This window comes from Lentzea sp. NPDC006480, from assembly GCF_040611995.1.
Classification (GTDB): domain Bacteria; phylum Actinomycetota; class Actinomycetes; order Mycobacteriales; family Pseudonocardiaceae; genus Lentzea.
The window spans coordinates 26,294-52,632 of the sequence record NZ_JBEXPJ010000005.1; the positions used below are offsets into that span (position 1 = coordinate 26,294).

A 26,339-nucleotide genomic window follows, 5' to 3' on the forward strand; every position below is an offset into this window, starting at 1 on the left:
GTCCGGAGGATCGCGCAGCCGGCCCCTTTGATACCCGGGTTCAGCTCAGAGCGTGAGTGGCCGTGGCTCCACCGTCCACAGCGAACTCGGCGCCGGTGCAGTACGCGCTGTCGTCGCTGGCCAGGAACAACACCACGTTGGCGACGTCGTCCGGCTGGCCGACCCGGCGCAGCGCGACCTTCTTGCCGATCGGCGTGATGTCGACCGGCCGGCCCAGCGCCTCGCCGACCATCGGGGTGTTGATCGCGCCGGGATGCACCGAGTTCACCCGGATGCCGTGCTGGCCGAGTTCCATCGCGGCCACCTTGGTCATGCCGCGGATGGCGAACTTGCTCGCGGTGTAGGCAACCAGGTACGGCATGCCGCCGAGGCCCTCGACACTCGATACGTTCACAATGGATCCACCACCGGCTCGCGTCATCGACTCCACGACGGCGCGCATGCCGAGGAACGTGCCGACCTGGTTGATGCCGATCACCCGCTGGTAGTCCGCGAGTGTGGTGTCCGCCAGCGCCGAGAAGTGCAGAATGCCCGCGTTGTTCACCAGAACCGTGATGTCACCGAACGTGCTGATGGTGAACGCGACGACCTCGGCCCACTCGTCCTCGCTCGACACGTCCAGGTGGCAGTACTCGGCCCCCAGCTCGGCCGCGAGCTCCTTGCCCTGGTCGTCGAGGACGTCCGTGATCATCACCCGCGCGCCTTCCGCGACGAACCGGCGCGCGGCGGCCGCGCCCTGACCCCGGGCCGCGCCGGTGATCAGGGCGATCTTGCCGTCGAGCCGCATCTACATCAGCTCGTCGGTCAGCGGCATCATCACGGTCTTGAGCTCGGTGTAGGCCTCGTAGGCGCTCTGCCCGCCCTCGCGGCCCAGCCCGGACTGCTTGTAGCCGCCGAACGGCACGTGCGGTTCCAGCTGGAACCCGTTGATGCCGACCATGCCGACGCGCAACCGCTTCGACACGCGGAACGCCCGGCGCACGTCGTTCGTGTAGACGCCCGCGCCCAGGCCGTACTCGGTGTCGTTCGCGAGTCGAACCGCTTCTTCCTCGTCGTCGAACGGCACGACCGTGAGCACCGGGCCGAAGATCTCGTCCCGGGCGATCGTCATGTCGTTGGTCGCGTCGGCGAAGATCGTCGGTGCGACGAAGTTCCCGGACGCCAGGTCGCCTTCCAGCCTCGTGCCGCCGGTGACGAGGCGGGCGCCGTCCTCCTGGCCCTTCGCGATGTAGCCGAGGACGCGGTCGAGCTGTTTGGCGTTGATCAACGGGCTGGCGAGCACGGCCGGGTCGAACGGGTCGCCGAACGTCACCGCGCTCGCGAGCATCGTCGCCATGTTGACGAACTCGTCCTGCACCTCGCGCGCCACCAACGCCCTGGTGTGCGCGACGCAGGCCTGGCCGGACAGACCCATCGTCACCATGCCCATGCAGGTCATCGCGGCGAGGCCGACGTTCGGGGCGTCCGCGAACACGAGTGCCGGCGACTTCCCGCCCAGCTCCAGGGAAACGCGCTTCATCGTGCCCGCGCTGGCCTCCACGATCCGGCGGCCGATCGCGCGGCTGCCGGTGAAGCTGATCTTGTCCACGCCGGGGTGGGTGATCAGCGCTTCGCCGGTCGGGTCGCCGGGGCCGGTGACGAGGTTGACCACGCCTTCCGGGACTCCGGCCTCGATCAGCAGCTCGACCATGCGGATCACGCAGAAGCTCGCGTACTCACTCGGCTTCACCACGACCGTGCAACCGGCGGCCAGTGCCGGCGCGAGTTTCTGGGCGAACAGCACGAAGGGCGCGTTCCACGGCAGGATCGCCGCGACGACGCCGACCGGTTCGCGGAAGGTCATCGCCAGGTGGTCACCGCCCTGGTACGGCGGGAACGTCTGGCCGCCGACCTTGTCGATCCAGCCCGCGTGGTGGTCGAAGATGTCCGCCGCGATGCCGACCGAGGTGGCGTAGATCTGGCCGAACGACAGCGGCACGCCGTTGTCCAGCGCCTGCAGACCGCGCAGCTCCTCCTCGTGCTCCCGCAGGAGATCGCCGTACCTGCGCAGGATCTTGATGCGCTCGCCGGCCTTCGACCGCGGCCACGTGCCCTCGTCGAACGCCTTGCGCGCGGCCTGCACCGCGGCGTCGACGTCCTTCGCCGAGGCGACCGCGAAGCTGCCGATCTCCTCGCCGGTCGCCGGGTGGTGGTGGGTCCAGGTCTCGTCCGCCTCGCGGAACTCGCCGCCGATGAGGAGCCGGCCGTCCTTCAGGCCCAGCGTCTCGCGATGCGGTTGGACGGTGAGCGTCACAGCTCCTCCTACAGGGCCATCGTTTCAGTACAGGCAAAGGTCTTCTGCGGGTCGCGGTCGGCGAAGTAGCCGTCCAGGTCGCTGAAAGCGCCGAACTTCCGCTCCACGGTGGGCGGTGCCATCAACGCGACCATGCCGCCGTGCACGACGAAGACCTGTCCGTTGATCTTGTCGCCTTGCGGCCCGGCGAGGTGCTTGACGAACTTCGCGACGTGCTCAGGTGCCAGCGAGTCGTCGCCTTCCGGTGCCTCACCGAACACATGCGCCGTCATGCCCGTACGAGCGCGCGGGCAGATGGCGTTGGCCCGCACGCCGTACCTGGACGTGCCGCGCGCGGTCGCGACTGTCAGTGCCGCGATGCCCGCCTTGGCCGCCGCGTAGTTCGCCTGCCCCTCACTGCCGAGCAGGAACGCCTCGGACGAGGTGTTGACGATCCGCGCGTAGACCGGTTCGCCGGCCGACTTGGACTGCTGCTTCCACAACGAGACCGCGTTGCGCGACAACAGGAAGTGACCGCGCAGGTGGACCTTGATGACCAGGTCCCACTCCTCGTCCGTCATGTTGAAGAGCATCCGGTCGCGCAGCACACCGGCGTTGTTCACCAGCACGTGCAGGCCGCCGAAGTGCTCGATCGCGGCGCCGACGAGCGCGTCCGCGGTGCCGCGTTCGCCCACGTCACCCTCGACCACGACGCACTTGGCGCCCAGCTCCTCGATCTCGGCCGCAGCGGCGTCGGCCGAGCCCGGCAGGTCGTTGAGGACGAGCGAGGCACCGGCTCTCGCCAGCTCCAGCGCTTCCGCCCGACCCAGCCCGGCTCCTGCTCCGGTGACGACGGCGACCTTCCCCGCGAGGTCCACAAGAGACTCCCAAAAGAAATGTTTCAGTCGAAGAGAATGACCTGGCGGATCAGAGAACCCCCGCCGCGCAAGGCCTGCAGGCCTTCGTTGACGTCCTCCAGCCTGATCCGCTTGCTGATCATGCCTTCGAGGTCGAGCCTGCCCTGCCGCCACAGCGCGATCATGCGCGGCACGTCGCGGCGGAAGTTGGCCGTCCCGTAGAACGAACCGTGCAAGGTCTTGTCGTGCAGGAAGAGTTCCTGCGCGCTGAACGACACCATCGCGTCGGCTCGTCCGGCACCGACGACGACCGTGTGGCCGCCGCGCCGGGTGAGGTCCCACGCCTGGCGGATCGTGGCGGGAATGCCGACCACGTCGAACACGTAGTCGAAGCCCATGCCGCCGTTGAGCTGGTTGTTGAGGTCGGCGACACCGTCGGGCGCGGTCGCGTGCGTCGCGCCGAACCGTTGCGCCACCTCGTGCTTCTCGACGACCGGGTCGACCGCGACGATCTTCGCCGCCGCCGCGAGCCGTGCACCCTGGATCACCGCGACACCGACACCACCGCAGCCGATGACGGCGACGCTGGAGCCCGCTTCGACCTTCGCGGTGTTCAGCACGGCACCGACGCCGGTCAGGATGCCGCACGACAGCAGCGCGGCGATCTCCCACGGCACGTCGTCGTCGATCTTCATCGCGGCGTCGGCGGGAACGACCATCTCCTCGGCGAACGCGCCCAGTCCCGCGTACCCGAACGCGGGGTTGCCACCCACGACGAAACGCGGCGACGTGAACGCGGAAATGGTGTGAATCAAGCACAAGTGGGACTGGCCGGTCACGCACTGAGGGCACTTCCCGCACGGTGGCACGAACGTGATCGCCACGTGGTCGCCGACCGCCAGCTGCGTGACGGCGCTCCCGATCTCGACGACCTCACCGGCGCCTTCGTGGCCGATGACACCAGGTGCGAGCGCCGGCAGCGTTCCGTCCATTGCGGACAGATCGCTGTGGCACACCCCGCACGCCCTGATCTTGATCTTGACTTCCTGCGGCCCCGGCGCGGTGGTCGTCACGTCGTCGCGGAGCTCGAGCTTGTCGTCGCCTACCTGGTTGAGCACGGCAGCTTTCACCGGTATCACTCCTCGCTGAGCTCACGGCTGACCCGACGGACACTAGAATCTGTTCCTGTTCTTGACAAGGCCCATCACGGTGAGAGCCGCAGCGCGCCCATCGGGCACGACGCGACCGCCCGTTCGGCGAGCGGAACCTCCTCCGGACTCAGCTCACCCTCCCGGATCTGCAGAACCTCGTCATCGTCAAGGTCAAACACCTCAGGCAGGATTGACATGCACTCACCGTGCGCCTCGCACACCGAAGGGTCGACGCCGACCTTCATCGCGGCCTCCTGACAGCAAGTAGAACTTGTTCTAGAGTAGCGGTCATGCGCATCGGTTTCACGCCCGAACAGGAGCAGTTGCGCCAGGAGTTGCGGGCGTACTTCGCCGCGCTCATGACGCCGGACCGCCGGGCCGGGCTCGCCGGCAGCAGTGACTACGGGAACGCCGAGGTCTACCAGGACACCGTCCGCCAGATGGGGCTCGACGGCTGGCTCACCATCGGCTGGCCAGAGGAGTACGGCGGCCGCGATCGGCCGATGATCGAGCAGCTGATCTTCCTGGACGAGGCGTCGGCGGCCGGTGCTCCCGTGCCGTTCCTGACGCTGAACTCGATCGGGCCGACGATCATGGCGTACGGCACGCCCGAGCAGAAGGCGTTCTACCTGCCGAAGATCGCGTCCGGCGAGATCCACTTCGCGATCGGCTACTCCGAACCTGAAGCCGGGACCGACCTCGCGAGCCTCAAGACGCGCGCGGTTCGCGACGGCGACGAGTACGTGATCAACGGCCAGAAGATGTGGACCAGCCTCATCCAGTACGCGGACTACGTCTGGCTGGCCTGCCGCACCGACCAGGAGTCCCAGCGGCACCGGGGGTTGAGCATCATCATGGTGCCGACCACCTCACCCGGCTTCTCCTGGACGCCGGTGCCGACCATGTCCGGGCCGACCACCAGCGCGACCTTCTACGACAACGTGCGCGTGCCGGCGTCGAACCTGATCGGCGAGGAGCACAAGGGCTGGAAGCTCATCACCAACCAGCTCAACCACGAACGCGTCGCCCTGTGCTCGGCCGCGCCGCTGCAGACCGCGCTGCGCGAAGTTCGTCAATGGGCGGACGAAACCGGCGCCGTGGAACAGGAATGGGTGCGGCTGCACCTCGCTCGCGTACACGCCAAGACCGAGTTCCTGAAACTGATCAACTGGCGGATCGCGTCCGGCGGCGACGAGGCGCCCTCCCCCGCGGAAGCGTCCGCGACCAAGGTGTTCGGCACCGAGTTCGCCACCGAGGGCTACCGGCTGCTGATGGAAGTGCTGGGCGCCAACGGAATCGTGCGCGGCGGCTCACCGGGCGCGGTGCTGCAGGGCCGGGTCGAGCGCATGCACCGGTCGTCGCTGATCCTGACGTTCGGCGGCGGCACCAACGAGATCCAGCGGGACATCATCGCGCGCGTCGGCCTCGGGCTGCCCGCGGTTCCTCGGTAAAGGGAGACTGCCATGGACTTCACGCTGACCGAGGCGCAACGGGAACTGGCCGCGCTGACCCGCAAGATCCTCGACTCCTCCGACACGCCGTGGCTCGACCTGGTGAAGTCGGGCGTGGTCCCCGAATCGCCGGACGAGTTCGGCGTCCTGGAGCACTGCGCGGTCCTGGTCGAGCTGGGCCGGGCCGTCGCCACGGTGCCGTATCTGCCGACGGTGCTGGCCCAGCAGGCGCTGGCGCAGTTCGACACCCCACGTCCCGGAACCGTGCTGTCGGTGGCGCTCGCCGAGGACCAGAACGGCGCGAAGACGGCGGTCCCGTTCGCCACCACCGCCTCAGCTTTCCTGGTGGCCCATGACGACCAGGTGTTCCTGGTCGAGGCCGACGAGCTGGACATCAGCGCCCAGGAACTGGTCGACGGCTCGGACGCGGGCACGTTCGAGTTCACCGGCGGAAAGCTGATCGAGGGCCTCACGCCGGAGTGGCTGATCACGCGCTACACGGTGGGCCTGTGCGCTTACCAGCTCGGCGTCACCGAACGCGCACTGGAACTGACCGCCGAGTACGCCCGCACCCGCGTGCAGTTCGACCGCCCGATCGGCAGCTTCCAGGCCGTGGCGCAACGGCTCGCTGATGCGTACATCGACGTGGCAGCCATCCGGTTGACGCTCTGGCAGGCAGCCTGGCGGCTCTCCGAGGGCCTGGACGCGGCCGCCGAGGTGGCGACCGCGAAGTTCTGGGCCGCCGACGCCGGGCACCGCGTCGCGCACACGGCCGTGCACGTCCACGGCGGCACGGGCATCGACATGAGCCACGAGGTGCACAAGTACTTCACCGCGGCGAAGCGGGCCGAGTTCGAGCTGGGCGGGGCGACCGCCCAGCTCCTCAAGCTCAGCGCAGTTTTGTGAGGCGCTCGACCGCTTCGTCGAACTCGCGCAGCAACCCGGCCATCACCTCGGCGACCGGGCGCACCTCGTTCATCCGCCCGACGACCTGTCCGACCGGCATCGACACCACGGACGGGTCGTCGGACCGGGCGATCCGCAGGTGCGCCTCGCTCACCAGCAGGTTCTGCAACGGCATCGGCAACGGTTCCGGCGCGTCGGCCGCCGCCCACTCCTCGGTCCACCGCGTCTTCAGCAGCCGCGCGGGTTTGCCGGTGTAGATGCGGGTGCGCACGGTGTCGCTGGAACCGGCGGCGAGCAACGCCTGCTGCGTGCTGGAGTTCCCGAGCGCGTACTCGGCGGTGGTCAGCCAGTACGAGCCCATCCACACGCCCGACGCGCCCAACGCCATGGCCGCCGCGGCCTGACGCCCCGACCCGATTCCGCCCGCAGCGAGCACCGGGACGGACACGGCGTCGACGATCTCCGGCACGAGCACCATCGTCGCGACCTCACCGGTGTGCCCACCGGCCTCGTAGCCCTGCGCCACCACGATGTCGACGCCGTTCTCGACGTGCCGCTGGGCGTGCGAGGCCTTGCCCGCGAGGGCAGCCACCGGCACCCCGGCCGCGTGCACCTGCTCGATCACGTCGGCCGGCGGCGAGCCCAGTGCGTTGGCGATCAACCGGATCGGGTGCTCCAGCGCCACGTCCACGTGGGAGCGCGCCACCGAGTGCAGCCAGCCGAGGACGCCCTCGCTGTCCTCGCCGTCGGGCAGCGGTGGCACGCCGAGCTTCAGCAACGTCCGCTGCACGAAGTCCTTGTGCCCCTGCGGGATGAGCTGCGACAGGTCGACCTGGGTGCCCTCGGTGGGCACCTTGGCCGGCATGACGATGTCCACCCCGTACGGCTTACCGTCGGTGTTCTCGTCCATCCACGTCAACGCGCGGTCGAGGTCCTCCGCGTCGTTGAACCGCACGCACCCCAGCACGCCGAGTCCGCCCGCCCGGCTGATCGCCGCCGCCACGTGCTCGGACGGCGTGAAGCCGAAGATCGGGTGCTCGATGCCGAGCTGGTCACACAGGCTGGTGCGCATGTTCCTCCACGTGGCGGCGGGCCCACTGGTAGTCGGGTTTGCCGCTCGGTGTCCGGCCGATCTCGTCCACCAGCCACAGCAGTCGCGGCACCTTGTAGCCGGCGAGCGTGTCGCGCACGTGAGCGTCCAGTTCGGACAGTGTCGGCGCAGCGCCGTCACGTGGCCGCACGATCGCGCCGATGCGTTCGCCGAGCAGCTCGTCCGGTACGCCGATCACGAGCGCGTCGAACACGTCCGGGTGCGACTTCAGGACTCCCTCGACCTCCTCCGGGAACACCTTCTCGCCACCGGTGTTCACGCAGGTGTTGCCGCGGCCGAGCAACGTGATGTCGCCGTCCTCCTCGAACCGCGCGTAGTCGCCGGGCACGGTGAACCGCCTGCCGCCGACCTCGACGAACATCCGCGCGGTCTTCTCGGGATCCTTGTAGTAGCCCAGCGGGATGTGCCCGCCGCGCGCGAGCTTGCCGATCACGCCCGGCACCGGTTCCAGCTTGTTGCCGTCGTCGTCGATGACGATGGTGTCCTCGTTGAGCTTCACCTTGGTGCCGTCGGTCTGCACGATCTCCTTGGGCACCGCGCCGATGCCGGTCGACCCGGTCTCGCTCGACCCGATCGACTCCAGCAGCGTCGTGTGCGGCAGGAGTTCCTGGTACAGCTTCTTCACCGGATAGGAGAAGAGCGCCGCGCTGCTGTTGAGGACGAACAACGACGACCCGTCGTAGGAGCCGCGCTGGAACTCCTCGATCAACGGCCGGCCCATCGCGTCGCCGGTCATCGCCGCGACCTGGACCTTCTCCCGCTCGATCACCCGCCAGATCTCGGCGGGGTCGAACTTCGGCACCAGCACCACCGTGCTGCCGCAGAACAGCGCGCCCAGCACGGCCCACTGCGCGGCGCCGTGGATCAGCGGCGGCAGGCAGAGGCGCACCAGGCCGTAGTCCTTGCCCGACTTGGCCTGCTGCCACTCGTCGGTGAGCCGTTCGCCGGTCACGAAGTCGATGCCGCCGCCGAGCGTGCGCCACACGTCCTCGTGCCGCCACATCACGCCCTTGGGCATGCCGGTCGTGCCGCCGGTGAACAGGATGTAGAGGTCGTCGGGACTGCGCGGCGCGAAGTCCCGCTCCCCCGACTCCGCGGCCAGCGCGGTCTCGTAGTCGGCGCCGGCGAACTCCTCGTCGGTCTCGTCGTCGATCACCACGGTGTGGCCGGGCGCGCCGACCTCCGCGACCAACGGCGAATACCGCCGTTCGTGTACCAGAGCGACCAGGTCCGCTTCGCCGAACAAGTACTGCAACTCGTTCTTGGTGTAGCGGTAGTTCACGTTGATGGCGACCGCACGCAGCTTGTAGACCGCGAGCATCGCCTCGACCAGCTCGATCGAGTTGCGTGCGTAGAGCCCGACGTGCGACCCCTGTGTCACGCCGTTCTTTGCCAGGTGGTGAGCCAGTTTGTTGGCTCGTGTCTCAAGTTCGGCATAGGTGACCCGCTTGGACCCGCACACCAGCGCGGTCCGGTCGGGCACGGTGTCGGCGGCGTGTTCAACGAGGTCTGCGACGTTGAGGGCCATGGTAGGCAAAGTAGAACGTGTTACTGTTCTGGACAATCCCCCGTGCGGTCAGACTCGATCCAGGAGGCGCCCGAATGACGACTACGACCCAACCACACGCGTTGGTGGACCTGGTCGGCAATGTTCTGGTCGTCACGATGAACCGGCCCGAGGTCCGCAACGCCTTGTCCGGACCGATGATGGCCATCATGCGCGAGGCGTGGGACCGCGTGGACAACGATCCCGACGTGCGCGTGTGCATCCTGACCGGCGCGGGCGGGTCGTTCTGCGCGGGCGCCGACCTCAAGGCGATGACCCAGAACCATCCCAGCGAGTCGGACGGGAAGTTCGACTTCTCGGTCATCGAACCGCTGCTGAAAGGTCGTCGATTGACGAAACCGCTCATCGCCGCGGTGGAAGGCCCGGCGGTCGCGGGCGGCACGGAAATCCTTCAGGCGACCGACATCCGCGTGGCCGGCGAGAGCGCGCGGTTCGGCGTCTCGGAGGCGCGCTGGGGCCTGTTCCCGCTCGGCGGGTCAGCGGTGCGGCTGCCGCGCCAGATCCCGTACACGGTGGCGGCGGACCTGCTGCTGACCGGCCGGCACATCAAAGCGCCCGAGGCCAAGGAGATCGGCCTGATCGGTCACGTGGTGCCGGACGGCGAGGCGTTGAACAAGGCGATGGAGCTCGCCGAGCTGATCACCGCGAACGGACCTCTCGCGGTGCGCGCGATCCTGAGGACCATGCGGGAGACCGAGGCCATGCACGAGAACGAGGCGTTCAAAGTGGACGCCCGGCTCGGCATGGAGGTGTTCCGCAGCGAGGACGCGAAGGAGGGTCCTCGCGCCTTCGCCGCGAAGCGCAAGCCGGAGTTCAAGGGCCGCTAGTGGTGTGGCCCGGAACGTTGCCAGGGGAATTCGCGGTCGGACGGGTGCATCGTGGTGCCCTGCTGAGCGTGGATCACCTCGCCGACGTTCCGAGACGCGCCACTAGCAGCCCGGGACGGAGAAGTCACCCGGCGGTACCCAGGGCGTGCCAGGGCGGAAGACCCGGTCGTCCGGCCGGATCTGGCGGCTGAACGCGTAAGCGTGGCTGTCCCGCGCCACCGCCGGGTCGTGCGGCCAGTACTCGTCCCAGATCTCGATCTTGCGGGTCTGCCAGTACCCGAACACGTTCTCCGGCAGGTCCCGGCTGTGGTAGCCGGTGTACTCGTCGCGGCGGATCCACGTGTTGCGCGCGCTGTCGAGGTCCGCCTCGGCCGCGAAGATCGCCCCGGAGGTGTGGTCGACGTGGTCGCTGTTGGGATCGTCGCGGTGGCCGATGGTGCTGGACGACCGGATGTGCGCCGGGTTCACGTAGCCGATGAGCGTGTGCAGCACGGCGGTGAAGGACTCCCGCGTGTACGAGGGCCGTCCGTCGATCGGGCGGGCGACGTACGAGGGGTCCTTCAGCATCCTGTACAGGTCGCCCCGCGGATCGCCGTTGACGTCCTTGCACTCGCCGGACGCGCCGTGGACGAACGTGAAGACCAGGCGCACATTCGTGCCGTTGAGCCTGTTCGTCGCCAGAGGACGGCCGTTGACCCACAGCTCTTCGTACGTCCACTTGTTCGGCACGCGGGCGGTCTTGGCGTACGCGGCGCGCTCGCCCTCGATGCGCATGTTGGCGTACGACATCGGGTCCCTGGTGTGCACCTCGCCCGCCGTCAGGTACACGACCCAGACGTTGTTGCCCGCCTCAACGTCCATCGCGATGTCCGGGTTCATGAACAGCAGGTCGTCGTCCTGATGTGCGACGAAGGTGAGCGTGGTCCCGGCTGCCGGAGCCTCTGCCTGCGCGGTGGTCAGGACGGCCGCCCCCAGGACCACCGAGCTCAACAGGGACAGCATCGATCTGCGCATGAACTCTTCCCCCCAGAAGACGTGTGCTGCGCGGAGACTACCTCTCGCCGGCCGGGCAGATGTGCAACGGGATCTCGAGGTTGAGCAAGTACGCGTCGACGCCACCGCGGGTGCAGGCGGTGCGCGGATACGCCACATGGCCCCAGCCCTCGTAGGTCAGCAACGCGGTGTTGCGCGGCGCCTGCCGGTGGATGTTCACCGCCCAGTCGTACGGAGTCGTGGGGTCGTGGCGCGCGCTGAGCACGAGGATCTTCGGTGCGTCGCCGATGTCCAGGCGATGCGGCGGGTTGCTGGGCGGGCCGGGTACACCGACGCACGCGGTGGCCTCGTCGTGGCCGATCAGGCTGCCGCGCATGACCGGCGACCTCCGGAGCTCCTCGGCGCGCAGCTGTGCGTACTGTGCGAAGTTCCTGATGCGCAGCGCGAAGTCCTGACACACCGCGGCCAGGCGGACCGACTCGTAGTTGGGTTCGAAGGACAGTGCCCGCACGCCGGCGATGAGCTGCGCGGCCCACGGCCAGTCCGGTCCGCCCAGCGCGTGGTACATCGAGTCGATCAGCCGCTGCTGCTCACCGCCGGCGCGGACGAGCGCGGCTTCCCAGGCCTGGTGGACGTTCTGGCCGTGCAGGGCGCAGGACTCCTCGCGGTCACACCACTTCGCGAACTCGGCGAACGAGTCGTCCACTGCCGCGGCTCGATCGCCCACGAACTGCTCGGCGTCCGCGCTGTGGTTGACGACGCTGTCGAGGACCATGGCACGTACGCGGCTCCCGAACCTCTCGGCGTACAACTGGCCGAACATCGTGCCGTAGGACAGCCCGAGGTAGCTGATCTTCCGTTCGCCCAGCGCGCGCCGGGCCGCGTCCATGTCCCTTGCCACGGCGCCACTGTCAGCGTGGTCGAAGATCGGCCCGCTGCGCTCGCGGCACTTCCGCAACACGCCCTGGTTGAAGCGCAGCAACGCGGTGAAGGCCGCCGCGTCGGCCGGGTAGCTCGTCGGCTGGCCGGCCATCAGGTCGGCGCAGCGGATCGCCAGGCTGTTGCCGGTCCCTCGCGAGTCGATGCCCACGATGTCGAACCGAGCCCGGATCTCCGGGCTGAAGAGGCCCGACAACGCGAACTCCGCCGCCGATCCACCAGGTCCGCCGGGGTCGACCAGCAGCACGCCGATCCGTCGCGCCGGATCAGTGGCCTGGTGGCGCGCTACCGCGAGGTCGATGCGCTGGCCGCGAGGTCTGCTCCAGTCCAGCGGCACGGTCAACGTCCCGCACTCGCCTTCGGGGTTCTCCGCGCAAGGTGCCCACGCAATGGACTGGGCGGGCTCGGCCTGCGCCGAACCCGCCCAGATCACCAGCAGGAGGACAGTCGCCAGTGCTCGTCTCACCGAGTGCCTCCGGTCAGGATTGTGGGAGCGCTCCCGCAACCCTACCGGGCCTGGTACCGAGCCTTTCCATCGTGATCGGCGGCACCGTGCACAGGCTGTTCCGGCCCACGCCATGAACGCGCATACCGGGCACGGTTGCCCGTCGAGAGCGCTCTCCAGCCATGGCCGGTTCCGGGGCCGGTTGGGTGTGGTCAGCGGCGATGTGATCAAGAGTTGGCGGTACTTGCAGACGCCAACAGAGCCAACCCCTGGCAGCGACGGTCTAGACGTCGTTGCCCGCGATGTAGCCGAACGTCATGGCCGGGCCGATGGTCGAGCCCGCGCCGGCGTAGCTGTGGCCCATCACGGCCGAGCTGACGTTGCCCGCCGCGTACAGGCCTGGGATGACCGAGCCGTCGGGCCTCAGGACGCGCGCACGGGCGTCGGTGACCAGGCCGCCCTTGGTGCCGAGGTCACCCGGCACGATCTTGAACGCGTAGTACGGCGGTGCCCACAGCGGGGCGAGGCACGAGTTCGGGAAGACGGCCGGGTCGGTGTAGTAGTGGTCGTATGCGCTGTCGCCGCGCTTGAAGTCGGGGTCGCGGCCGGCGAAGGCCTGGTTGTTGAACAGGGTGACGGTCGCCTTCAACGCGGTGCCGGGAACGCCGATCGCGCCTGCCAGCCCGTCGAGCGACCAGTTCTTCACCACCGCGCCGGCCTGGTACCAGGCGTCCGGCAGCGGCAGCGTGGGCGCGACGTCGGCGAACAGGTACCTGTTGCGGTAGTTCTGGTCGACGACGAGCCACGCCGGGATGCACGGGTCGGCGGGGTTCTTGTCGTACATGGTGTGCACGACGTCGCTGTAGGGGGCCGCCTCGTTGACGAACCGCTGACCCGCGGCGTTGATCATCAGGCCGCCGGGCAGGGTGCGTTCGGCGAGGCAGAAGTACGGCGAGCCGGGCGTCGGGACGACCGGGCCCCACCAGGAGTCGTCCATCAGGTCGAACGCCGCGCCCGCGCGCTGGCCCGCGCGGTGGCCGTCGCCGGTGTTCTCCTTGGCGCCGACCGTCCACTGCGTACCGATCGGCTGCCGCTGGTACTGGGCGCGCATGGCCGCGTTGTGCTCGAAGCCGCCCGAGCCCATGATCACGCCACGGCGTGCTTTCACCAGCCCGCGCGAGGTCAGCACGCCGCGAACCGCGCCGTTCTCCACGACCAGATCTTCCAAGCCGGTGTTCAGCCAGACCGGGACGTTCGCCTGCATCAGGCCCGCGCGCAGACCGCCCGCCAGCGCCTGACCCATCGTCAAGGGCTTCTGACCCGCCAACGCCGCTGCCGTGCCGCGGGCGAGTGCCGCGGCGGCCGTGGCGGCTCCCTTGGCGTTGACCAGGGCGAGCGCGAGCCACTTGTAGTCGGCGCCGTAGATGACCATGCCCGCCGGGGTGGCGAGGTAGGGGGCGTTGAGGTTGGCGAGCTCGGCACCGAGGACGCGGCCGTCGAGCATCTCCGGTTCGATCGACCGGCCCCTCGCGATGCCGCCGGGGTATTCGGGGTAGTAGTCGCTGTAGCCGTCCATGTGCCGGAACCGCAGCGGGCTGTTCCGCATGACGAACGAGATCATCTGCGGGCCCTGCGTGAGATAGGCCTGCTGCCGCACGGCCGGGATGTCACCGACGACGGCCGCCAGGTACTGCCGGGCCTTCTCCGGGGTGTCCGGGATGCCGGCGGCGAGGATGATCTCGTTGTTGGGGATCCAGATACCGGCACCCGACCTGGCGGCGGAACCACCGAACGTCGGCGCCTTCTCCAGGACCACACAGCTCAGACCTCGTTTGGCGGCGGCAAGAGCGGCGGTCATTCCGGCCGCGCCCGAGCCGACGACCACGACGTCGAACTCGCCGAGGTCTGCCGAGGCCGGTGAGGTCCTGACCAGTCCGGAGGCCAGCGCGAGACCGGCTCCGGCGAGCACCTGACGGCGGTTCAGGGTCATGGGGTCACTCCAGACATCAGCTTCCGGTGGTCCCAGCTGGCCGTCCTGGTCGGACGGAAGACGACGGCGACGCGCCTGGACATGGCTTTGCGCAAGGCTTCTCGTTCGACGTCGCTGTCGCCGACATGGCCGAAGTTGCGCGCCACGACGGCGTCGACGACTCGGCCGAGGTCCGGGGTGAACTCGGTGACGCCCTCCATGTGCACGCCACGCAGCTGGTCGTAGGTCTCCCCCGCCTCGGCGAGCACGCTGCAGCGCGGGTCGCGTCGCAGGTTCACGATCTTCTGCGACTTGCGGTCCGTGCAGAACACGATTTCGCCGTCCAGCACCGCGAACCACATCGGAGCGAGGTGCGGCAGGCCGTTGCGGCCGATGGTGGCCACGATCAACGTCTTCTGCCCGGCCAGGAACTCCTCGACCTCGGCCGGGGTCATCTTGATCGCGTCACGCACGGTCCCTCAGCTTTCGCTTGTACAGCTTGCCGTTGGGGTCGCGTGGCAGCTCGGCCAGGTACGAGATCGTGCGCGGCAGCTTGAACTTCGCGAGCCTGGTGCGCGCGAACTCCAGCAGCTCCTCCGTCAAAGTCTCATCCGCTTCAACGCCATCGGCCGGCTGCACGACCGCCTTGATCTCCTCGCCCCAGTCCGGATGCGGCACACCGAACACGGCCACGTCCGCGACCTTCGGATGGCAGACGAGCTCGCCCTCGATCTCCGCGGGGTAGATGTTCACGCCACCGGAGATGATCATGTCGTTCTTGCGGTCGCACAGGAACAGGTAGCCGTCCTCGTCGAGATAGCCGATGTCCTGCAACGTGAAGAGCTTCCCCACCCGGGCAGCGCGAGTCTTCTCCGCGTCCTTGTGGTACTCGAACGTCGCGTCACCCATCCGCATGTAGACCAGGCCGCGCTCGCCCACCGGCAGGTCGTTGCCGTCCTCGTCCAGGATCTTGATCTCCGACGTCGGCCACGGCAGGCCGACGGATCCGGGCTTGCGCAGCCATTCCTGCGCGGAGATCGCCGTGCCGCCGCCCTCGGTCGCCGCGTAGTACTCGATCACGACCGGTCCCCACCAGTCGAGCATGCGGCGCTTGACCTCCAGCGGACACGGAGCGGCACCGTGGATCATCGCGCGCAGCGAACCCATGTCGTACTTGGCTTTCACGTCGTCCGGCAGCGCGAGCAGCCGGTGGAACTGGGTCGGCACCATGTGGCTGTGGGTGACCTTGTGCCGCTCGATCAGCCGCAGCATGTCCTCTGGCGCCCAGTGGTCCATCAGCACCGCGGTGTGGCCGAGCTGAATGGAGATGACGACGAAGTTGAGCACCGCCGTGTGGTAGAGCGGTGATCCGCACAGGTGCACGTGCCCGTCGTGCGGCTTGATCCCGAAGATGCCGAAGAACCACGGCGCCGACGGCGGAATCACATCGGGATCCGCGCCGGTCAACGGCCTGCGCACGCCTTTGGGCCGACCGGTCGTGCCGGACGTGTAGAGCATCGGCGAGCCGGTCGTGCGGACATCGGGACGTCCGGTCTCCCCTTCGCCGAGCTTGCTGAGCGGCGTGAATCCGTCGATGTCACCGACGGAGTACTTCGCGTCGTCCGGCAGGCCGGCCGATGCTTCCGTTGCCGCCGCGGCGAACCGTTCGTGCGCTACGAAGGCTTTGGCGCCGCTGTCCTGCACGAGGTACGCGACCTCGGCCCCGGTCAGGTGCCAGTTGGCCATCACGACGTAGAGGCCGGTCTGGTAGGCGGCGAAGTACACCGCCACCAGCTCGGCGCTGTTCGGCAGCATCAGCACGATGCTGTCGCCGGGTGCCAGCCCCAGGGCCTGGAACCCGCGCCCGTAGCGGTCGGCCTCCGCCGCCAGCTCCCGGTAGGTGATCTCGCGACCGCTCGGATCGACCAGCGCGGTCAGGTCCGGCCGGTCGGCGGCGATGTTCCAGAGTCCAGTGACCACACCCTCAAAGTAGAACGCGTTTCACCTACTGACAAGCCTCCGCTACTGCCTTGATCGAGGCAACGTCGCGGCAGCCGACGATGAGCATCGTGACGCCGGCCTTCTCCCACCGCCCGATCTCGTCGCGGACGTGCTCGGCCGTGCCGACGATGCTGATCTCGGCGACCAGCTCGTCCGGAACCACCTGTGCGGCCTCGTCCTTGCGTCCGGCCTGGAACAGCTCGTCGATGTCCCGCACGGCCTCGCCGTATCCCATGCGGGTGAAGACCTCGGCGTGGAAGTTCATGCCGGGTGCGCCCATTCCGCCGATGTACAAAGCGACAAACGGCTTGAGCATGGCCCTGACCGACACCGGATCGTCCGTCACGACGACCTGACAGGTGGCAGCGACCTCGAAGTTCTCCCTGCTACGGCCCGATTTGGCGAAGCCGTCGTCGAGCCATTCGTTGTACATCCCGGAGAGCCGGGGAGCGTAGTAGATCGCGAGCCAGCCGTCGGCGATCTCCGACGTCAGCGCGACGTTCTTCGGACCCTCCGCGCCGAGCCAGATCGGCAGGTCAGCGCGCAGCGGGTGGGTGATGGGCTTGAGCGGCTTGCCGAGCCCGATCGCGCCCGGCCCCTGATAAGGCAACGGGTAGTGCGGGCCGTCGTTGCGGACCGGCGCCTCGCGGGCCAGCACCTGGCGCAGGATGTCGACGTATTCCCTGGTCCTGGCAAGGGGTTTCGCGAACGGCCGCCCGTACCAGCCCTCCACGACCTGTGGCCCGGAGACGCCCAGGCCGAGCACGAACCGTCCTCCGGACAGGTGGTCGAGGGTCAGTGCGTGCATCGCGCAGGCGGCCGGTGTGCGTGCCGACATCTGCACGACGGAGGTACCGAGCCGGACCCGGTGCGTGTCGGATCCCCACCAGGCCAACGGGGTGAAGGCGTCCGAGCCCCACGCCTCGGCCGCGAACACCGCGTCGAAGCCGAACTGTTCCGCCGCCGCCACGAGTTCGGGGGCGTTCGAGGGTGGCGCGGCACCCCAGTAGCCGAGCTGCAGACCGAGCTTCATGCACCCATCTTGCCACCATTTCGAGAACCTGTTTCACTTTGATCTGTGACTCGGCCACTGAGTGCTCCGCTCGACGTGGGCTTCGACTACACGCGCTCCACCGGCCCCACGCTGGGCCGGTTCCTCACGGATCTGCGCCGCCGGAAGGTGACCGGGATCCGCGGTTCCGACGGCCGGGTGCACGTGCCGCCGCTCGAGTACGACCCGGTGACCGCCGAGCGGCTCACCGAGTTCGTCGGCGTGGCGTCGACCGGTGTGGTGCGCGGCTGGTCGTGGATTCCCGCGCCGCTCGAAGGCCAGCCGCTGGACCGGCCGTTCGCGTGGGCGCTGATCCAGCTCGACGGCTCGGACACCTCGCTGCTGCACGCCGTGGACGCTGGTACCCCCGACGCGATCGCCACCGGCGCGCGCGTACGGGTGCGATGGCGTGCCGAACGGGTCGGCGCGATCACCGACATCGAGTGCTTCGAGCTCTCCGATGAACCTGGCGATGCACCGGTTGAAGCCGACGAGGTCTCAATGGTGATCACGCCGGTCAACCTGCACTACACGCATTCCGCGTCGCCGACCGAGGACCCGTTCCTGCGTGGGCTGATGGAAGGCCGGCTGATCGCGCAACGCTGCCCGTCGTGCGCGAAGGTCTACTTCCCGCCGCGCCCCGCGTGCCCGACCGACGGTGTGCCGACGACGGACCAGATCGAGCTGTCGGACCGCGGCACCATCACGACGTTCTGCGTGGTCAACGTGCCGTTCCTGGGCCAGCGCATCCCACCGCCGTACGTCTCGGCCTACGTGCTGCTGGACGGCGCGGACATCCCGTTCCTGCACCTGCTGCTCGGCATCGCGCCGGAGGACGTGCGGATGGGCATGCGAGTGGAGGCGGTGTGGAAGCCGCGCGAGGAGTGGGGCCCGACGATGCAGAACATCGACCACTTCAAGCCTTCCGGTGAGCCGGACGCGCCGTTCGACTCCTACTCCCAGCACCTGTGAGGCCCTGATGCGTGACATCGCGGTAGTCGGGTTCGCACAGACGCCCTGCGTGCGCGAGACCGACGGCACCACCAACGGTGTCGAGATGCTGGTACCGATCTTCCACGAGGTGCTGGGCTCGCTCGGGCTCACGAAGTCCGACATCGGGTTCTGGTGCTCCGGCTCGTCCGACTACCTGGCCGGGCGTGCCTTCTCGTTCGTCTCCGCGGTCGACGCGATCGGTGCCTTCCCGCCGATCATGGAGTCGCACGTCGAGATGGACGCGGCCTGGGCGTTGTACGAGGCCTGGGTGAAGCTGCTCTGCGGCGAGGTCGACACCGCGCTGGTCTACGGCTTCGGCAAGTCGTCCGCGGGTCAGCTCCGCCGCGTGATGGCGATGCAGCTCGATCCCTACGTCGTGACGCCGCTGTGGCCTGACTCCATTGGCCTGGCGGGGATTCAGGCTCGGATGGGCATCGAGGCCGGGCTGTGGGACGAACGTGCGATGGCGTCCGTTGCCGCGCAGAGTCGTGCTGCTGCTCTCGCGAACCCGCTGGCGCAGCTGTCCGGCACGGTCGGCGTGGACGAGCTGCTGGCCGAGGACTACGTCGCGGATCCGTTGCGGCGGCACGACTGCGCGCCCATCACCGACGGCGCGGCGACGATCGTGCTGGCCGCTGGTGACCGCGCCAGGGAACTGTGCGAGCGACCGGCGTGGATCACCGGCTTCGAACACCGCGTGGACTCACCGTCCTTCGGCGCCCGCGACCTGCTGACGTCTCCTTCCGCTGTCGCTGCGGGCAAGGCCGCGGGCGCGGAGGGAGTCGAGGTGGCGGAGCTGCACGCGCCGTTCACCCACCAGGAGATCCTGCTGCGCCAGGCACTTGGCCTCGGGGACATCAGCGTCAACCCGTCGGGTGGCGTGCTGGCGGGCAACCCGATGTTCGCGGCCGGCCTGGCCCGAATCGGTGAGGCGGCCCGACGGGTGCACGACGGCTCGGCGTCGAAGGTGCTGGGACATGCGACGAGTGGACCGCTGCTTCAGCAGAACCTCGTGTGTGTGATGGAAGGGCGGGATTAGATGCGACAGCCAGCCACCGGCCGGACGCACCGCGCCCCGCAGCACCTCGGCCCGACGATGGAAGGGCGGGACTGATGCGCCCGGCAGCAGTGGTCGGCACCGGCCAGACACACCACGCCGCGAAACGCCTCGACGTCTCGATGGCGGGCCTGTGCCGCGAGGCGATCGACCGCGCGATGGCCGACGCGGGCGTGGACTGGTCCGACATCGACGCGGTGGTCCTCGGCAAGGCACCGGACCTGTTCGAGGGCGTGATGATGCCCGAACTGTTCCTCGCGGACGCGCTGGGCGCGGTCGGGAAACCGTTGCTGCGCGTGCACACCGCGGGTTCGGTCGGCGGCAGCACCGGCAACGTGGCTGCCTCGCTCGTCCAGTCCGGTGTGCACAACCGAGTGCTGGCCGTGGCGTTCGAGAAGCAGTCCGAGTCGAACGCGATGTGGGCGTTGTCCGTGCCCACCCCGTTCACCATGCCCGTGCACGCGGGTGCGGGCGGCTACTTCGCCCCGCACGTCCGCGCCTACATCCGCCGCGCCGGCGCTCCGGAACACATCGGCGCGATGGTGGCGGCCAAGGATCGTCGAAACGGTTCGAAGAATCCCTACGCGCACCTCAAACAGCCGGACATCACCGTCGAATCGGTTCGAGCGTCCACGATGCTGTGGGACCCGATCCGGTACGACGAAACGTGCCCCTCCTCGGACGGCGCCTGTGCGGTCGTGATCTCCGCCGAGCCGACCTCGGGTCGTGCCGCGTGGATCCGCGCGACCGCGATGCGCACGGAACCCACCACGTTCGCCGGTCGCGACCAGGTCAACCCGCAAGCCGGTCGCGACGCCGCTCGCGCTTTGTGGAAGCAGGCGGGGATCACCGACCCGCTGTCCGAAGTGGACGCGGCCGAGATCTACGTGCCGTTCTCCTGGTTCGAGCCGATGTGGCTGGAGAACCTGGGCTTCACCGACATCGGCCAGGGCTGGAAGCTCACCGAGGCGGGCGAGACCGAGATCGGCGGCCGCCTGCCGGTCAACCCGAGCGGCGGCGTGCTGTCGTCCAACCCGATCGGCGCCTCCGGGCTGCTCCGGTTCGCCGAGGCCGCCATGCAGGTCATGGGCACCGCCGGGGAGCACCAGGTGGACGGCGCGCGGGTCGCCCTGGGCCACGCGTACGGCGGTGGTTCGCAGTTCTTCGCCATGTGGGTCGTCGGATCGGAGAAGCCGTGAAGTTCACCGTTGGCATCGCCATGAGCCCGCTCGACCAGCTGACCGAGCTCGCCCGGTGCGCCGAGGAGTGCGGCTACGCCTCCATCGCGCTGCCGGACTCGCTCTTCTTCTCGGAGAAGGTGTCCGCCGACTACCCCTACACGCCTGACGGCTCGCGCATGTGGAACGCCGAGACCCCGTGGGTGGACCCGTTCGTCGCCGCCGCCGCGATGGGCGCCGTGACGTCGCGCATCCACTTCTACACGCAGGTGCTGAAACTGGGTTCCCGCAATCCGTTGTTGCTGGCGCGCCAGGTCGGTTCGGTCGCGCACATGACCGGCAACCGCTTCGGGCTGGGTGTGGGACTGGGGTGGTCGCCGGAGGAGTTCGAGTGGTGCGGCGCTCCCTACAAGAACCGCGGCCCGCGCGTCGACGAGATGATCGACATCCTGAAGCTCGTGCTGGGCGGCGGGATGGTCGAGTACCACGGCGACTACTTCGACTTCGACCGCCTGCAGATGTCGCCGGCCCCGACCTCGCCCGTGCCGTTCTACGTCGGCGGCCACTCCCCCGCCGCGTTGAAGCGCGCGGCCCGGGCCGGTGACGGCTGGACGTCCGCGATGATCAAGTTCGAGGAGCTCAAGTCGGTGATCGCCCAGCTCACGGATCTCGGCGCGTTCGAGCGGCCGTTCGAGATCCAGGCGGTGTGCATCGACCGGTTCGGCCTCGACGGGTACAAGCAGCTGGACGAGATCGGCGTGACCGACGTGATCGTGGTGCCGTGGCTGTTCTACGGCGTCGGCTTCGACGGCACCCTGCAGGCCAAGAAGGACGGACTTCGGCGCTTCGCCGACGAGGTGATCGGAGAGTTCGCGTGACCGCCATCAACTGGACGGCCTCTCGCACGGAAACCCCTGCCCGCATGGCTTCATGGCGCTCGATGGAGGCGGTCACCAGCGGCACCAAAGAGGCCTGGCTGGCGTTGTTCGCCGAGGACGCCGTGGTCGAGGACCCGGTGGGCCCGTCCATGTTCGACGCCGAGGGCAAGGGCCATCACGGCAAGGAGGCCATCGCCGCGTTCTGGGACCTGGCCATCGCCAACGTGGAACGCTTCGAGTTCGCCATGCACGACTCGTTCGCGGCGGGCTCCGAGTGCGCGAACGTCGGCACCATATCCGCGTTCCTGCCCGGCGGCGCACGCGTGGACACCGAGGGCGTCTTCGTCTACAACGTCGACGAGAACGGCCTGATCAAGTCGATGCGAGCCTTCTGGGAGACCGAACGCGCGCTGGCGACGCTGAAGATGCCCTGACGTGCTTGCTGAAGCCCCTCCCGGCGTCCGGGAGGGGCTTCTTCGTGTTCTCACGCGTACTGGACGCGGAACTCCTTGATGCCGTTGAGCCATCCCGACCGCAGCCGCCGCGGTTCGGCGATCTGCTTGATGTTCGGCATGGCGTCGGCGATCGCGTTGAAGATCAGGTCGATCTCGAGGCGGGCGAGGTTCGCGCCGATGCAGAAGTGCGCGCCGCTGCCGCCGAACCCGAGGTGCGGGTTGGGATCGCGGGTGATGTCGAACTTCTCCGGTGCGTCGAAGACCTCCTCGTCGAAGTTCGCCGACGAGTAGAACATGCCGACCCGTTGCCCCTGCTTGATCTCCACGCCGCTCAGCACGGTGTCCGCCATCGCGGTGCGCTGGAACGACACCACAGGCGTGGCCCACCGCACGATCTCGTCACCGGCCGTGGCGGGCCGCTTCGCCTTGAACAGCTCCCACTGGTCCGGGTGATCCAGGAACGCCTTCATGCCGTGCGTGATGGCGTTGCGCGTGGTCTCGTTGCCGGCCACCGCGAGCAGCAGCACGAAGAAGCCGAACTCCTCCGACGCCAGGAACGCACCGTCCGCATCGGCCTGGACGAGCTTGGTGACGATGTCCGAACGCGGGCACTTGCGGCGGTCCTCCGCCATCGTCCAGGAGTAACCGAGGAGCTCGGTGGCCGCGGCGAGCGGTTCGATCTCGAACTCCGGGTCGTCGTAGGCGATCATCTGGTTGGACCAGTCGAAGATCTTGCGCCGGTCCTCCTGCGGGATGCCGATGAGCTCGGCGATCGCCTGCAGCGGCAGCTCACACGCCACGTCCGTGACGAAGTCGCCGCTGCCCTTCGTGATCGCCTCCGCCACGATCCGCTCGGCGCGCTCGGTGAGAGCGTCGCGCAGTGCGTTGACCGCCTTGGGAGTGAAGCCGCGGGAGACGATGCCACGCTGCTTCGTGTGTGTGGGCGGATCCATGTTGAGCAGGAGCAGCCGCTGCATCTCGATGTTGTCGCGCGGCATGTCGTCCTTGAACCGGATGATCGCGGTGTTCTCCCGGCTGGAGAAGAGCTCGCTGTTGCGCGAGACCTCCTTGACGTCGTGATGCCGGGTCACCACCCAGTAGCCCTCGTCCGGGAAACCGCCCTGGCCGTGCGGTTTGGAGTTCCACCAGATCGGCGCGGTCTTGCGCAGTTCGGCGAGTTCCTCGACCGGCAGACGACTCGCGTACATGTCGGGGTCGGTGAAGTCGAAGCCTTCCGGGATGCGCGGTTTGCCCACAGGCACCTCCTAGGTGGAACGCGTTCTATCCGATTCAAACACGCTTGCGCCTTGTGTTGAAGCCCCCAGGCGGCCAATCTGGAGCCCTGCAGGAACGTGTTCTAGTTTTCGAGGAGGCTCGCGTGGGCAGTCCGGTGATCGTGGGAGCGGTGCGCACGCCCATCGGCAGGCGGGGCGGCTGGTTGGCGGGCCTGCACGCCGCCGAGCTCCTCGGTGCGGCACAACGAGGTCTTCTTGACAGGACCGGTGTCGATCCGTCCACTGTCGAACAAGTCATCGGCGGCACCGTCACGCAGGCGGGCGAGCAGTCCAACAACATCGCCCGCACCGCCTGGCTGCACGCGGGCCTGCCGTACACGACCGGCGCCGCCACCATCGACGCCCAATGCGGCTCGGCCCAGCACTCCACCCACCTCATCGCCGGGCTGATTCATGCGGGGGCTCTTGAGTGCGGCATCGCGTGCGGTGTCGAGGCCATGAGCCGCGTTCCCTTGCGCAGCAACATCGGCGACGCCGGCTCGCCCCGCCCGGACTCGTGGTCCATCGACGCGCCGAACCAGTTCGTCGGCGCGGAACGGATCGCGCTCAAGCGCGGCATCGGGCGGGAGGAGGTCGACCGGTTCGGCGTCCAGTCGCAGACCCGCGCGGCGCGGGCCTGGGCGGAGGGACGGTTCACCGCCGAAGTCGTCCCGGTGAAGGTCGGCGAGGAGCTCGTGGAGACCGACCAAGGTCTGCGGGAGACGTCTTTGGAAGCACTGGCCGCACTGAAACCGGTGCTGCCCGACGGCGTGCACACGGCGGGCACCTCGTCGCAGATCTCCGACGGCGCATCAGCGGTCATGGTCGTGGACGAGGACTTCGCGCGGGCACACGGACTGCGGCCACGAGCGCGGATCGTCACCCAGTGCCTCGTCGGCTCCGACCCGTACTACCTCCTCGACGGCCCGGTCGACGCGACCACGCGGCTGCTGGAGCGCAGCGGCATGAAGATGGCCGACATCGACCTGTTCGAGGTCAACGAGGCGTTCGCGTCCGTCGTGCTCTCGTGGGCCGCCGTGCACCGCCCGAACCTCGACCGGGTCAACGTCAACGGCGGCGCCATCGCGATCGGCCACCCGGTGGGCAGCACCGGCACCCGCCTGATCACCACGGCGTTGCACGAGTTGGAGCGGCGGGACGCGACGACGGCCTTGATCACGATGTGCGCTGGTGGCGCGATGGCGACCGGGACGATCATCGAACGAATCTGAGAGCCCGACGCTGTCAGACCCGTCTGAGACGATTGGAGTGGGGAGCTTCGGCTACCCCGGAGGGGCTCGAATCCGGATCGATTCCGAGGTCAGGCGCCGTACACCGGCACCGGGTGATCGTCGGCCACCAGCTTGCGGACCACCTCGCCCAGTTCGTCCGGCGACCACCGGGAGCCCTTGTCGACCTCCGGCCCGCGCTGCCAGCCGTGCGCCACGCAGATCCGTCCGCCGTCGACCTCGAACATCCGGCCGGTCACGTCCCCGGCTTCCGCCGAACCCAGCCACACCACCAGCGGCGAGATGTTCTCCGGGGCCATCGCGTCGAACCCGTCCTCGGGCGCCGCCATCGTCGAGGCGAACGTCGCCTCGGTCATCCGGGTCCGCGCGGCGGGAGCGATAGCGTTCACCGTCACGCCGTAGCGAGCCAGCTCAGCCGCAGCCACCAGCGTAAGAGCCGCGATTCCCGCCTTGGCCGCCGAGTAGTTCGCTTGCCCGACACTGCCGAACAGCCCGGCACCGGACGACGTGTTGATCACGCGGCCGGACACGCGACCGCCTGCCTTGTGCACGGCGCGCCAGTGGGCACCGGCATGCCGAAGCAGTGCGAAGTGGCCTTTCAAATGCACCCGCACGACCTCGTCGAACTCGTCCTCGCCGCAACTCACGATCATGCGGTCGCGCACGATGCCCGCGTTGTTGACGAGCACGTCCAGTCCGCCGAACGTCGACACCGCCGCGTCCACCACTCGTGCGGCGCCGGCCCAGGTGCCGATGTCGTCGGTGTTCACGACGGCCCGCGGACCGATCAGCGACGCCACCTCGGCGGCCGGGCCCACGGAGAGGTCGTTCACCACGACCCTGGCGCCGGCAGCGGCGAAGGCCAGGGCATGTGCTCGCCCGATGCCACGGCCCGCACCGGTCACGATGACGACCCGGTCCTCGCACAAGCTCATGACGAACCCCCATCCGTGTCGGCGGCACCCAGGAACGCGGGTACCTCACCCCCGCCGTGCACAACCAAAGTCGCCCCGGTGACGTACGAAGCCAGCGGAGAAGCCAAAAACACCGCGCACGCACCGACCTCGTCCGGCGTGGCGAGCCGGCCGAGCGGGACCGTGCGCTCAACAGCCGCAATGCCCTCCGCGGACCCGTAGTGCAGGTGCGACTGCTCGGTCCGCACCATCCCGACTGCCAAGGAGTTCACCCGCACGCGAGGCGCCCACTCCACCGCCAACGACGCGGTCAGGTTGTCCAGCCCGGCCTTCGCGGCGCCATAAGCAGCGGTACCAGGCGAAGGACGGCGGCCGGAGACGCTGCTGACCATCACGATCGAGCCGCCGGTCCCGCGCATCACCCCATAAGCCGCCTGCGACACCAGCAACGGCGCCAGCAGGTTCAGCTCCACGATCTTCTGGTGGAACCGCGGCGAAGCCTGGTCCGCCCAGGCGAACGGCGCTCCACCAGCGTTGTTCACCACGACGTCCAACCGCCCGAAACGATCGACGACGGAGGCCACCAGCGCGGAAACCTGATCCGCGTCCCGGACATCGCACGGCACAAAAGCAGCGCCGGGCACCTCAGCCGGACGCCGGGCACAAGTCACCACCACAGCCCCGGCCGACAGGAAGGCGCGGGTGATGCCGAGACCGACACCCCGCACGCCGCCCGTCACCAGGACGACGCTTCCGTCGAGGGACAGTTCCACGATGCACCTACCCCGGTCGCTCCGGCG

The 26,339-nt window shown here is 68.7% G+C and carries 25 protein-coding genes; 9 read left to right on the forward strand and 16 right to left on the reverse strand.

Annotation, left to right across the window (positions count from 1 at the left end):
* Window positions 1–40 precede the first annotated feature (40 nt).
* The 5 genes from ABZX92_RS03460 to ABZX92_RS03480 all read right to left on the reverse strand — a co-directional run bounded on the left by ABZX92_RS03460 (window position 41) and on the right by ABZX92_RS03480 (window position 4,525).
* The gene (locus ABZX92_RS03460) at window positions 41–787 is read right to left on the reverse strand and encodes a glucose 1-dehydrogenase (protein ID WP_355553371.1); all 747 of its coding nucleotides are present in this window, start codon (window positions 785–787) and stop codon (window positions 41–43) included.
* Window positions 788–2,293: an aldehyde dehydrogenase family protein gene (locus ABZX92_RS03465; RefSeq protein ID WP_355553374.1), complete on the reverse strand. Its 1,506-nt coding sequence runs from the start codon at window positions 2,291–2,293 to the stop codon at window positions 788–790.
* 8 nt (window positions 2,294–2,301) lie between these two features.
* Complete coding sequence (locus tag ABZX92_RS03470; RefSeq protein ID WP_355553377.1) at window positions 2,302–3,150, reverse strand: SDR family NAD(P)-dependent oxidoreductase; 849 nt, start codon at window positions 3,148–3,150, stop codon at window positions 2,302–2,304.
* Window positions 3,151–3,173: 23 nt separating this feature from the next.
* Window positions 3,174–4,259 (reverse strand): Zn-dependent alcohol dehydrogenase, encoded by a 1,086-nt coding sequence (locus ABZX92_RS03475; RefSeq protein WP_355553379.1) that lies wholly within the window; start codon window positions 4,257–4,259, stop codon window positions 3,174–3,176.
* A 74-nt stretch (window positions 4,260–4,333) separates the two neighbouring features.
* On the reverse strand, window positions 4,334–4,525 hold the full coding sequence (locus ABZX92_RS03480; protein ID WP_355553382.1) for a ferredoxin: 192 nt from the start codon (window positions 4,523–4,525) through the stop codon (window positions 4,334–4,336).
* A gap of 45 nt (window positions 4,526–4,570) precedes the next feature.
* On the opposite strand from ABZX92_RS03480, the gene ABZX92_RS03485 reads away from it, so the two are divergent.
* Window positions 4,571–5,731, forward strand: a complete 1,161-nt coding sequence (locus ABZX92_RS03485; RefSeq protein ID WP_355553384.1) for an acyl-CoA dehydrogenase family protein — start codon at window positions 4,571–4,573, stop codon at window positions 5,729–5,731.
* Between the two features lie 12 nt (window positions 5,732–5,743).
* Complete coding sequence (locus ABZX92_RS03490) at window positions 5,744–6,637, forward strand: acyl-CoA dehydrogenase (RefSeq protein WP_355553387.1); 894 nt, start codon at window positions 5,744–5,746, stop codon at window positions 6,635–6,637.
* On the opposite strand, the gene ABZX92_RS03495 is transcribed toward ABZX92_RS03490, so the two are convergent.
* Both ABZX92_RS03495 and ABZX92_RS03500 read right to left on the reverse strand, forming a co-directional pair.
* A complete protein-coding gene (locus tag ABZX92_RS03495; protein ID WP_355553390.1) occupies window positions 6,621–7,709 on the reverse strand; it encodes a nitronate monooxygenase family protein in 1,089 nt (362 codons plus the stop codon). The genes ABZX92_RS03490 and ABZX92_RS03495 overlap by 17 nt on opposite strands.
* Window positions 7,690–9,276, reverse strand: a complete 1,587-nt coding sequence (locus tag ABZX92_RS03500; RefSeq protein ID WP_355553393.1) for an acyl-CoA synthetase — start codon at window positions 9,274–9,276, stop codon at window positions 7,690–7,692. The genes ABZX92_RS03495 and ABZX92_RS03500 overlap by 20 nt, the downstream gene beginning before the upstream one ends.
* 74 nt (window positions 9,277–9,350) lie before the next feature.
* Here ABZX92_RS03500 and ABZX92_RS03505 point away from each other — a divergent pair, with 74 nt between their 5' ends.
* The gene (locus ABZX92_RS03505) at window positions 9,351–10,142 is read left to right on the forward strand and encodes a crotonase/enoyl-CoA hydratase family protein (RefSeq protein WP_355553396.1); all 792 of its coding nucleotides are present in this window, start codon (window positions 9,351–9,353) and stop codon (window positions 10,140–10,142) included.
* A 102-nt stretch (window positions 10,143–10,244) separates the two neighbouring features.
* Here the strand turns inward: ABZX92_RS03505 and ABZX92_RS03510 are convergent, their stop codons facing one another.
* The 6 genes from ABZX92_RS03510 to ABZX92_RS03535 all read right to left on the reverse strand — a co-directional run bounded on the left by ABZX92_RS03510 (window position 10,245) and on the right by ABZX92_RS03535 (window position 17,522).
* Window positions 10,245–11,156 carry a PIG-L family deacetylase gene (locus tag ABZX92_RS03510; RefSeq protein ID WP_355553399.1) on the reverse strand — a complete coding sequence of 304 codons (912 nt, stop codon included), beginning with the start codon at window positions 11,154–11,156 and terminating at the stop codon, window positions 10,245–10,247.
* Between the two features lie 37 nt (window positions 11,157–11,193).
* On the reverse strand, window positions 11,194–12,540 hold the full coding sequence (locus ABZX92_RS03515) for an alpha/beta hydrolase (protein WP_355553402.1): 1,347 nt from the start codon (window positions 12,538–12,540) through the stop codon (window positions 11,194–11,196).
* Between the two features lie 262 nt (window positions 12,541–12,802).
* Window positions 12,803–14,509, reverse strand: coding sequence for a 3-oxosteroid 1-dehydrogenase (gene kstD, locus ABZX92_RS03520; protein WP_355553405.1), 1,707 nt, complete (start codon window positions 14,507–14,509; stop codon window positions 12,803–12,805).
* A complete protein-coding gene (locus ABZX92_RS03525) occupies window positions 14,506–14,961 on the reverse strand; it encodes a pyridoxamine 5'-phosphate oxidase family protein (RefSeq protein WP_355553408.1) in 456 nt (151 codons plus the stop codon). The genes kstD and ABZX92_RS03525 overlap by 4 nt, the downstream gene beginning before the upstream one ends.
* Window positions 14,954–16,468, reverse strand: coding sequence for an acyl-CoA synthetase (locus ABZX92_RS03530; protein ID WP_355553411.1), 1,515 nt, complete (start codon window positions 16,466–16,468; stop codon window positions 14,954–14,956). Before ABZX92_RS03530 ends, ABZX92_RS03525 begins: the two co-directional genes overlap by 8 nt.
* Before the next feature lie 25 nt (window positions 16,469–16,493).
* The gene (locus tag ABZX92_RS03535; protein ID WP_355553414.1) at window positions 16,494–17,522 is read right to left on the reverse strand and encodes an LLM class F420-dependent oxidoreductase; all 1,029 of its coding nucleotides are present in this window, start codon (window positions 17,520–17,522) and stop codon (window positions 16,494–16,496) included.
* A gap of 45 nt (window positions 17,523–17,567) precedes the next feature.
* Between ABZX92_RS03535 and ABZX92_RS03540 the strand changes: the two genes are divergently transcribed.
* The 5 genes from ABZX92_RS03540 (at window position 17,568) to ABZX92_RS03560 (ending at window position 22,080) form a co-directional block, all read left to right on the forward strand.
* Window positions 17,568–18,512, forward strand: coding sequence for an OB-fold domain-containing protein (locus ABZX92_RS03540; RefSeq protein ID WP_355553417.1), 945 nt, complete (start codon window positions 17,568–17,570; stop codon window positions 18,510–18,512).
* Between the two features lie 7 nt (window positions 18,513–18,519).
* The gene (locus ABZX92_RS03545) at window positions 18,520–19,572 is read left to right on the forward strand and encodes a thiolase domain-containing protein (RefSeq protein WP_355553420.1); all 1,053 of its coding nucleotides are present in this window, start codon (window positions 18,520–18,522) and stop codon (window positions 19,570–19,572) included.
* 74 nt (window positions 19,573–19,646) lie between these two features.
* Window positions 19,647–20,789 carry a thiolase domain-containing protein gene (locus ABZX92_RS03550; protein WP_355553423.1) on the forward strand — a complete coding sequence of 381 codons (1,143 nt, stop codon included), beginning with the start codon at window positions 19,647–19,649 and terminating at the stop codon, window positions 20,787–20,789.
* Window positions 20,786–21,646 carry a TIGR03619 family F420-dependent LLM class oxidoreductase gene (locus ABZX92_RS03555; RefSeq protein ID WP_355553426.1) on the forward strand — a complete coding sequence of 287 codons (861 nt, stop codon included), beginning with the start codon at window positions 20,786–20,788 and terminating at the stop codon, window positions 21,644–21,646. The genes ABZX92_RS03550 and ABZX92_RS03555 overlap by 4 nt, the downstream gene beginning before the upstream one ends.
* Before the next feature lie 44 nt (window positions 21,647–21,690).
* Window positions 21,691–22,080 carry a nuclear transport factor 2 family protein gene (locus tag ABZX92_RS03560; RefSeq protein WP_355553647.1) on the forward strand — a complete coding sequence of 130 codons (390 nt, stop codon included), beginning with the start codon at window positions 21,691–21,693 and terminating at the stop codon, window positions 22,078–22,080.
* A 50-nt stretch (window positions 22,081–22,130) separates the two neighbouring features.
* Here ABZX92_RS03560 and ABZX92_RS03565 read toward each other — a convergent pair whose 3' ends face one another.
* Entirely contained in the window at window positions 22,131–23,357 is a 1,227-nt protein-coding gene (locus ABZX92_RS03565) for a cytochrome P450 (RefSeq protein ID WP_355553429.1), read from the reverse strand.
* Window positions 23,358–23,479: 122 nt separating this feature from the next.
* Between ABZX92_RS03565 and ABZX92_RS03570 the strand changes: the two genes are divergently transcribed.
* On the forward strand, window positions 23,480–24,607 hold the full coding sequence (locus ABZX92_RS03570; RefSeq protein ID WP_355553432.1) for a steroid 3-ketoacyl-CoA thiolase: 1,128 nt from the start codon (window positions 23,480–23,482) through the stop codon (window positions 24,605–24,607).
* An 89-nt stretch (window positions 24,608–24,696) separates the two neighbouring features.
* Here the strand turns inward: ABZX92_RS03570 and ABZX92_RS03575 are convergent, their stop codons facing one another.
* Both ABZX92_RS03575 and ABZX92_RS03580 read right to left on the reverse strand, forming a co-directional pair.
* On the reverse strand, window positions 24,697–25,560 hold the full coding sequence (locus ABZX92_RS03575; RefSeq protein ID WP_355553435.1) for an SDR family oxidoreductase: 864 nt from the start codon (window positions 25,558–25,560) through the stop codon (window positions 24,697–24,699).
* Window positions 25,557–26,312 (reverse strand): SDR family oxidoreductase, encoded by a 756-nt coding sequence (locus ABZX92_RS03580; RefSeq protein ID WP_355553438.1) that lies wholly within the window; start codon window positions 26,310–26,312, stop codon window positions 25,557–25,559. The genes ABZX92_RS03575 and ABZX92_RS03580 overlap by 4 nt, the downstream gene beginning before the upstream one ends.
* Window positions 26,313–26,339: the final 27 nt, after the last annotated feature.